This is a genomic window from Frankia sp. AgB32 (assembly GCF_023243045.1).
Taxonomy (GTDB): domain Bacteria; phylum Actinomycetota; class Actinomycetes; order Frankiales; family Frankiaceae; genus Frankia.
The window spans coordinates 1-2,547 of record NZ_JALKFX010000147.1 but is presented as its reverse complement, the minus strand read 5'-3'; the positions used below and the strand labels follow the sequence as shown (position 1 = coordinate 2,547).

The 2,547-nt window shown below is 71.0% G+C and carries 2 protein-coding genes; one reads left to right on the top strand and one right to left on the bottom strand.

Features of this window, described 5'->3' with window-relative positions:
• Positions 1-172: 172 nt before the first annotated feature.
• Positions 173-1,480, top strand: a complete 1,308-nt coding sequence (locus MXD60_RS26125) for a hypothetical protein (RefSeq protein ID WP_248822352.1) — start codon at positions 173-175, stop codon at positions 1,478-1,480.
• Between the two features lie 8 nt (positions 1,481-1,488).
• On the opposite strand, the gene MXD60_RS26120 is transcribed toward MXD60_RS26125, so the two are convergent.
• Positions 1,489-2,265, bottom strand: a complete 777-nt coding sequence (locus tag MXD60_RS26120; RefSeq protein WP_248822354.1) for a helix-turn-helix domain-containing protein — start codon at positions 2,263-2,265, stop codon at positions 1,489-1,491.
• Between the last annotated feature and the right edge of the window lie 282 nt (positions 2,266-2,547).

Here is a 2,547-nt window from a genome sequence, read left to right as displayed (position 1 = left end):
GGCGGGGGAAACCGGGTTGCATGCGGTGTCTCCCTCCGGGTCCGTGTCAGCCGGCTGATCTGCCGGTAGGGATATGAGACCCTGCGCACCAGATCCCGCACAGACCGCGAACAGTTACCCCGCGCGGTAACGATCGTTACCGCGCGGGACGACGGTAGGAGGGGAGCCCGCCGTGCACACTGGTCCTGACATCCGGTCGGCGCGTCAGCGGTATGTGGCCTACGCGCGGGAGCTGGTCATGCGACTGGGCGCGAACAACACGACCCTGGGGAAGGCGGTCCGCGCGGACCGCAACACGGTCGGCGCGGCTCTCCGGTGCGAGCAGCACGGCAAGCCGCACGCCCTACCGGCCCGCGACATGATCGCAGCCCTGGACGAGGCCCTCGGCGCCGACGGCGTGTTGTACCGGCTGTGGCAGGACGCCGTGATGGAGCACACCGGAATAGAGATCAAGCTCTACGGCGGTGGACGACCGGACATGCCATGGCGGACAGTGGATCTGGAAGGGGAGGTGGGTCCAACGAATCGGCGCGAGCTCTTCGAAGCGGGCGGCCTCACAGCCGCATCCGTCCTCGCCGTCACCAGTGGCGTAACCGAACAACTGTCCAACGCCAAGCCGAACATCTCGAAGGTGGCCTCCGCCGACGACGCGCTCGCCACGCTGGACCGGGATATGTGGGCCGTGCACCCGGCGGAACTCATCGCGCCAGCGTTCGCGGCGTACCGCGACGTCGAGGAGATGCTCGGTACCCGCCTCAAAGCGCGGTACGTCCGCCGCCTGACCCTGCTGGCCGGCCAGCTCGCGGCCGGCCTGTCCACCGTCTGTCGCTACGGTGGCGAGGACCGGCTCGCCCGCGAGTTCATCGGCCTGGCCGAGGAACATGCCGACGACGTCCAAGAGCCGGCGCTCATCGCCAGGGTTGCCGGCTTGCACTCCTGTATCGCGTTCGGTGCAAACCAGTGGGGGCTCGCCGCGGAGACCGCTGACCGGGCGTTGTCCGTCGGCGAGTCGCACCAGCGCGCCCGGTTCGCTGGCTACGCGGCCCGGGCCAATGCTGCCGCCGGCTACCGGGGGCGCGCCGCCGAGGCCATAGAGACCATGACGCGGAACAAGGCGGCGGCTGTGGCTCGCGGGGTATGGGACGACGCCGAGGAGCACCTCGGGATCGCCGAGTGGGCGGCCCACACCCCAGGGGAGGGTCGGACGGCGATCCGCCATGGCGGGTTGGCGGCCGAGACCGCGGTGCATGACGTGGTGGGTGTGGCCATCGCGCACATCCTCGTTGGCCGGGGACACCTCGACGGCGAGCGCCCGGACCCGGAGACCGCGGCCCAGGAGGGCATCACCGCGCTCGCCGCGGTCGCGGTCGTACCCAACGCCACTGTGCGGGCTCGGGTCCAGAAGCTGCACCAGCAGCTCGCCCCGTGGTCGCAGGAGCCGCTGGTAGTGGAGTTCGGCCAGCGTCTCGCCGCCGTCTGACCTGGGGTTCAGGGTCGCCGGACAGCGGCGAGGGCTGCTCGGACGGCGGCAGCGCCAGCGGTGGTCCGCTCCGGGTTCCGGTCCGGCCTCGGTGAACTATCCGGCGAGGGGCCGGTGGGCGCCGTGGGTCGTGACGGTGCGGTCAGCCCGGACCAGAGGCCGAGCCATGCCGACCACCAGCGCGCTGGATCCGCCGCCTTGTGGGCGGCGTAGGCGGCGCGGACCAGGGCTGGGATCCCGTGCTCGGCGAGAGCTTGGCGGACCTCGGCCAGCTGCCCGGCGGTCAGCGAGAACGCGGCGCGCAGGTTCCGGGCGGTCAGCGCGTCTGCCAGCGGGCGCAGGTCCTCCGGTAGCTGCTTGATTCTTTTCGGGTTCGAGTTCGATGCTGCGGCGGCGGGGCGCCGCTTCCGACCGAAGGGAGGAAGCGGGATAGACACCGGGGATCGTAGGCCGTCCTGTCCGGTCTGCCCGGACACCGGTGACGGCTCCGTCGACGGGGGGACGATGCGGTACCGGCTGGACTTTCTGCCCCCGCCGATCTCGGTGGCGATGATCCCGGCGGTCTCCAGAACGCGCAGCGCGCGACGGGCGGTACGGGGGGAGATCTCGGCGCGTTCGGCGAGGGTGGCGACGGCGGGCCAGGCGCCGGCCCAGGTGTCACGGTCGCAGAACGCCACCAAGGCGATCAGGACGCTGCGGCAGGTGCGGGCGGACACGCCGGGCGCGGACGTCAACGCGACGGCGCGGGCATGGGAGTAGAGGACGCTGAGAGCGCCCCGTGGCATGCTGGACACGGGTTCGGACTCCTGTATTGGCAGGCGTTCGGGCCAAGGGTCCGTTCCGGGGTTGCACCCCCGGGCGGGCCCGTCTTGCTGAGAGCACCGTACACCGCCGGACGGCACATGCGTTCGACCAGACGCACACCCCTGATGGTTACGCATCCGACCTGTTTGCTCCCCTTCCGTGCATGCCGAGGTTACCCTCCGGGTGCGTGCCGGCAACCGCGCCGGACGTAGACCGGGGAATGCTGATGGGATTCGGACGGAACGCGGATAAGAGGGGCACCA